The organism is Streptomyces capoamus (assembly GCF_014654935.1).
In the GTDB taxonomy this organism is placed as follows: domain Bacteria; phylum Actinomycetota; class Actinomycetes; order Streptomycetales; family Streptomycetaceae; genus Streptomyces; species Streptomyces capoamus.
Map to the genome: position 1 here is coordinate 121,454 of NZ_BNBF01000015.1, position 5,624 is coordinate 127,077.

Sequence of the window (5,624 nt, forward strand, 5' to 3'; positions counted from 1 at the left end):
CCGGCACCGAGGACGACGGCGACACCAGCGTCACCGTCGACCTCGCCCGCGTCCGGCAGACCGTCGACCCGGCCGCCGAGTGGCGGCAGATGTACGACGAGACCGGCCGGCTCATGCGCGACCACTTCTGGCGGCCCGACCTCGGCGGCACCGACTGGACCGGCCTCCTGGACCGCTACCGCCCGCTGCTCGGCCGGATCGCCACCCACAGCGACCTGGTCGACCTGTTGTGGGAAGTGCACGGCGAACTCGGCACCTCGCACGCCTACGTCATCCCCCGCGGCGGTTCCGGGGGCCCCCGCCAGGGCCTGCTCGGCGCCGACATCTCCCGGCACGCGGACGGCAGCTGGCGCATCGACCGGATCCTCCCCTCGGAGACCTCCGACCCCGACGCCCGCTCCCCGCTCGCCGCGCCCGGCGTCGCGGTCCGCCCCGGGGACGCGATCGTCGCGGTCGCCGGCCACCCGGTCGACCCGGTGACGGGCCCCGGCCCGCTGCTGGTGGGCACCGCGGGCCACCCCGTCGAACTGACCGTCTCCCCGGCCGGCGGCGGCGAGCCCCGCCACACCGTCGTCGTCCCCGTCGCCGACGAGGAGCCCTTGCGCTACCACGCCTGGGTCGCCGACCGCCGTGCCCACGTCCACGCGGCCTCCGACGGCCGCCTCGGCTACCTCCACGTCCCCGACATGCAGGCCCCCGGCTGGGCCCAGATCCACCGCGACCTGCGCGTGGAGGTGGCCCGCGAGGGACTGGTGGTCGACGTCCGGGAGAACCGCGGCGGCCACACCTCGCAGCTCGTGGTCGAGAAGCTGGCCCGCCGGATCATCGGCTGGGACCTCCCGCGCGGCATGCGCCCCACCAGTTACCCCCTGGACGCGCCGCGGGGCCCGGTCGTCGCCGTCGCCAACGAGTTCTCCGGCTCCGACGGCGACATCGTCAACGCGGCCATCAGGGCCCTCGGCATCGGCCCGGTCGTCGGCACCCGTACCTGGGGCGGTGTCATCGGCATCGACAGCCGCTACCACCTGGTCGACGGCACCCTGGTCACCCAGCCGAAGTACGCGATGTGGCTGGAGGGCGTCGGCTGGGACGTGGAGAACCACGGGGTGGACCCCGACGTGGAGGTCGTGCAGACCCCGCAGGACTGGGCGGCGGGCCGGGACGCCCAGCTGGACGAGGCCGTCCGGCTCGCCCTGGAGGCCCTGGGGACCAGCCCCGCGAAAACACCGCCGGGGCTGCCCGCCTGACCGACTACGATGCCCACCGTATTGATCACAGGAGGCACACGCATGGCCGGAGAACCGCAGGACGACTGCCTGTTCTGCAAGATCGTCAAGGGTGAGATCCCGGCGACGATCGTCCGCGAGACCGAGACGACCGTGGCCTTCCGGGACATAAACCCGCAGGCCCCGACCCACGTCCTGGTGATCCCCAAGGCCCACTACGAGAACGCGGCCGAACTCGCCGCGGGCGCGCCGCAGCTCGCGGCGGACGTGCTCGCCGAGACGAAGGCCGTGGCCGACGAGGAGAAGCTCGACAGCTACCGCCTCGTCTTCAACACGGGCAGCGGCGCCGGCCAGACCGTCTGGCACGCCCACGCCCACGTCCTCGGCGGCCGCGGCCTCCAGTGGCCCCCCGGGTGAGGGACCGTGTCCGTACGTGAACTGGTGGTCCTCGGCACCGCCAGCCAGGTCCCGACCCGGCACCGCAACCACAACGGCTACCTGCTCAGGTGGGACGGCGAGGGCATCCTGTTCGACCCCGGCGAGGGCACGCAGCGGCAGATGCTGCGCGCCGGGGTCGCCGCCCACGACCTGAACCGGATCTGCGTCACGCACTTCCACGGCGACCACTCCCTGGGCCTCGCGGGCGTCATCCAGCGGATCAACCTGGACCGGGTGCCGCACGAGGTCACCGCGCACTACCCGCGCTCCGGGCAGCGCTTCTTCGACCGCCTGCGCTACGCGACCGCCTACCGGGAGACGGTCGGTCTCACCGAGGCCCCGGTCGCCGCCGACGGCGTCCTCGCGGTGACCCGCTCGTACACCCTGGAGGCCCGCCGCCTCTCCCACCCCGTCGAGTCCTACGGCTACCGCCTGACCGAGCCCGACGGCCGCCGGATGCTGCCCGACCGGCTGGCCGCGCACGGCGTCGCCGGCCCGGACGTGGGCCGTCTGCAGCGTCACGGCCGGCTCGGGGACGTCACCCTGGAGGACGTCAGCGAGGTGCGGCGCGGGCAGCGGTTCGCGTTCGTCATGGACACCCGGCTCTGCGACGGCGTGCACGCGCTCGCGGAGGGCTGCGACCTGCTCGTCATCGAGTCGACGTTCCTCGACGAGGACATCGAACTCGCGGTGGAGCACGGGCACCTGACGGCCGGGCAGGCCGCCGCCGTGGCCCGGGACGCCGGCGTGCGGCACCTGGTCCTCACCCACTTCAGCCAGCGCTACACCGACCCCGAGGAGTTCGAGCGGCAGGCACGGGCGGCGGGGTTCAAGGGCGAGCTGACGGTGGCGTACGACCTGCTGCGGGTGCCGCTTCCGAAACGGCGGTGAACCCCCCGTACGATGCTTTGATGTCCCTCCCGAAAGCTGAACTGCACCTCCACATCGAAGGCACCCTGGAGCCCGAGCTGGCGTTCGAGCTGGCCGCCCGCAATGGTGTGACCCTTCCGTACGCGGACACCGAAGCCCTCCGAGAGGCCTACCGGTTCGCGGACCTCCAGTCCTTCCTCGACCTGTACTACGAGCTGATGGCCGTCCTGCGCACCGAGCAGGACTTCGCCGACCTGGCCGACGCCTACCTCGCCCGGGCCGCCGCGCAGGGCGTCCGGCACGCGGAGATCTTCTTCGACCCGCAGGCCCACCTGGCGCGGGGCGTGGCCATGGGCACGGTCGTGGAGGGCCTGTGGCGGGCGCTGGGCCGCAGCGAGACGGACCACGGCGTCTCCACCCGGCTGATCCTGTGCTTCCTGCGCGACGAGTCCGCCGAGTCGGCCCTCGCGACCCTGCGGGCCGCCGAGCCGTACCTGGACCGGATCACCGGTGTGGGCCTGGACTCCGCCGAGGTGGGGCATCCGCCGGTGAAGTTCCGCGAGGTGTACGAGGCCGCCGCCGCGCTCGGGCTGCGCCGGGTGGCGCACGCCGGTGAGGAGGGCCCGCCGGAGTACATCACCGAGGCGCTGGACGTGCTCGGCGTGGAGCGCGTCGACCACGGCCTGCGCTGCATGGAGGATCCGGCGCTGGTGGAGCGGCTGGTCCGGGAGCGGATCCCGCTCACGCTGTGCCCGCTGTCCAACGTCCGGCTGCGCGCGGTGGACACGCTCGCCGAGCACCCGTTGCCGGCCATGCTCGACGCCGGTCTGCTGTGCACCGTCAACTCCGACGATCCGGCCTACTTCGGCGGGTACGCGGGCGACAACTTCGACGCGGTGCGCGCGACGCTGGGCCTGGGCGAGGAGCGGCTGCGCGAACTGGCCCGCAACTCCTTCCTCGCCTCCTTCCTGGAGGACGACGAGGAGCGCAGGGCCCGTTACCTGGCCGAGGTCGACGCCTACCGGTTCGGCGGCGCGGGGTCGTAGGCGTGCCGGGCGGCCACGGCGGGCGTCTGCACCGGCACTTCCAGCACCGGAAGCCCGGCGACCGGCCCGGGCCGCCGGCCGGTCCGCAGCGCCACCGCCGTCATCGGTACGGCGATCAGCAGCAGCCCGGCGGCGAGCGCCTGCCCCGTCCCCGGGAAGCCGGCCCGGTCCGCCAGCACGCTGCCGGTGAGCGGGCCCGCCGCCGTGCCCAGGGAGGACGCCGAGCCGACCAGGACCGTCCAGCGGCCGCGCGGGTCCAGGAACGCGGCCAGCGCGATGACGTAGGACAGCACGACCGGGTGGACCAGGTTCCAGGCGATCTCGCCCGCCGCGAACCCCGGCAGGTCCCGCGCCGCCGCGCTGAGCGCCACGCAGCCCGCGATGAGGGCCGTACCGGCGCCGATGGGCAGCGCCCGGCCCGGCCGCGGGCCGAGCGTGCCCGCGCCGACGACGCCGAGGAGCCCGGCGCCGAGCGCGCCCGCTGACGCCCCACAGGGCGTTCCGGGCGAGGGACCGGAAGGGCATCGCGGCGGCCAGGAGGAGTCCGGCCCGGCGGTGGGGGAGGCGGCCGTATCCGGCGCTCCCGCGGGCCGGGGCGGTGCGGGCGGACAGGTGGCCGGTGAGCGGCCAGGCGGCGAGCGCGGTCAGGGCGAGCGCGGCGACGCCGAGCAGACCGAGCGTGGTGACGCGGTGCGGATCCCTGTGTGCGGCGATGCCGCTCGCGGCCACCGCCGTGACCGTTCCCGACCCGAACCCGCCGAGCACCGCGCCCGTCACGACGGCCGGTACGGCGGTGGTGAGGGCGGCGCCGCCGTAGCCGAGGGCGGCGAGCGCCAGGCCGGCGCGGGCGAGGGCGCGCGGGCCGAGCCGGTCGACGCGGGAGGCAAGCAGGAAGCCCGCCGCCGCCGAACCGAGCAGCAGGGCACTGTCCAGGGCTCCGGCCCCGGTGGCGGTGAGCGGGAGCCTGGAGGCCAGTCTGCCGACGGTGGTGGGCAGCAGGTACGGGGCGGGGTGTTGCGTTTGAGAGCGGTGGAGAAGGGTAGGATCGAACCGTCCAGCGCGCGTTCTCATATGTAGACGTGCTTCACAAGAGGGGATGCCCTCCTCGCCGCCGGACCGACCCCGTAGGAGCCCCCCTGTGACCCGTGACCTGACCATCTCCGAGGTGCGGCTGACCCCGATCCTGGTCGCCGACCCGCCGCTGCTCAACACCCAGGGCGTACACCAGCCGTACACCCCGCGGCTGATCGTGGAGGTCGTGACCGCCGACGGGGTCACCGGACTCGGCGAGACCTACGGCGACACCAAATACCTGGAGCCGGCCCGGTCGCTGGCCGGACGCCTCATCAGGCGGTCGGTCATGGATGTGAACGGACTGTTCGGGATCGACGTCGGTGTCGACGAGTCCCGGGTGGAGGGGGAGGTGGACGCCGGCGGACTGCGCGGCGTGCAGAGCGCCGACAAGCTGCGGCTGTCGGTGCTGTCCGCCTTCGAGGTCGCCTGCCTCGACGCCCAGGGCAGGGCGCTCGGCCTGCCCGTGCACGCGCTGCTCGGCGGCAAGGTGCGGGACGCCGTCGAGTACAGCGCCTACCTGTTCTACAAGTGGGACCGGCACCCGGCGGGCGTCCCCGCCGAGCCGGACCCGTGGGGTGCCGCGCTCGACCCGGCCGGCGTGGTGGAACAGGCCCGCCGGCTCCAGGAACTGCACGGCTTCGGTTCGTTCAAGCTCAAGGGCGGTGTCTTCCCGCCCGCCGAGGAGGTCGCCGCCGTGCGTGCCCTCGCCGAGGCCTTTCCCGGCCACCCGCTGCGGCTCGACCCCAACGGTGCCTGGTCCGTGGAGACCTCCCTGAAGGTGGCGGAGCAACTCGGCGACGTCCTGGAGTACTTGGAGGACCCGACGCTCGGCACGCCCGCGATGGCGCGGGTGGCCGCCGGCACGGAGGTCCCGCTGGCCACCAACATGTGCGTGACCACCTTCGGCGAGATCAGGGAGGCGTTCACGACGGACGCCGTCCAGGTCGTCCTCTCCGACCACCACTACTGG

General features: G+C 74.0%; 5 protein-coding genes and 1 pseudogene. 5 read left to right on the forward strand and 1 reads right to left on the reverse strand.

What is annotated here, in order from left to right; genetic code table 11:
• The 4 genes from IE312_RS41470 to IE312_RS23175 all read left to right on the forward strand — a co-directional run.
• A partial coding sequence (locus tag IE312_RS41470) for a S41 family peptidase (RefSeq protein ID WP_229900323.1) occupies positions 1-1,247 on the forward strand: 1,247 nt, incomplete at its 5' end.
• Positions 1,248-1,289: 42 nt separating this feature from the next.
• Positions 1,290-1,643 carry a histidine triad nucleotide-binding protein gene (locus IE312_RS23165; protein ID WP_030344970.1) on the forward strand — a complete coding sequence of 118 codons (354 nt, stop codon included), beginning with the start codon at positions 1,290-1,292 and terminating at the stop codon, positions 1,641-1,643.
• Positions 1,644-1,649: 6 nt separating this feature from the next.
• Positions 1,650-2,555 carry a ribonuclease Z gene (locus tag IE312_RS23170; protein ID WP_189984259.1) on the forward strand — a complete coding sequence of 302 codons (906 nt, stop codon included), beginning with the start codon at positions 1,650-1,652 and terminating at the stop codon, positions 2,553-2,555.
• 20 nt (positions 2,556-2,575) lie between these two features.
• Complete coding sequence (locus IE312_RS23175) at positions 2,576-3,580, forward strand: adenosine deaminase (RefSeq protein WP_189984260.1); 1,005 nt, start codon at positions 2,576-2,578, stop codon at positions 3,578-3,580.
• Here the strand turns inward: IE312_RS23175 and IE312_RS23180 are convergent.
• Positions 3,553-4,579 (reverse strand): annotated as a pseudogene (locus tag IE312_RS23180) (MFS transporter). The gene IE312_RS23175 and the pseudogene IE312_RS23180 sit on opposite strands and share 28 nt — an antisense overlap.
• Before the next feature lie 139 nt (positions 4,580-4,718).
• Between IE312_RS23180 and IE312_RS23185 the strand changes: the two are divergent.
• The coding region (locus IE312_RS23185; RefSeq protein WP_229900324.1) for an enolase C-terminal domain-like protein at positions 4,719-5,624 on the forward strand (906 nt) is incomplete at its 3' end.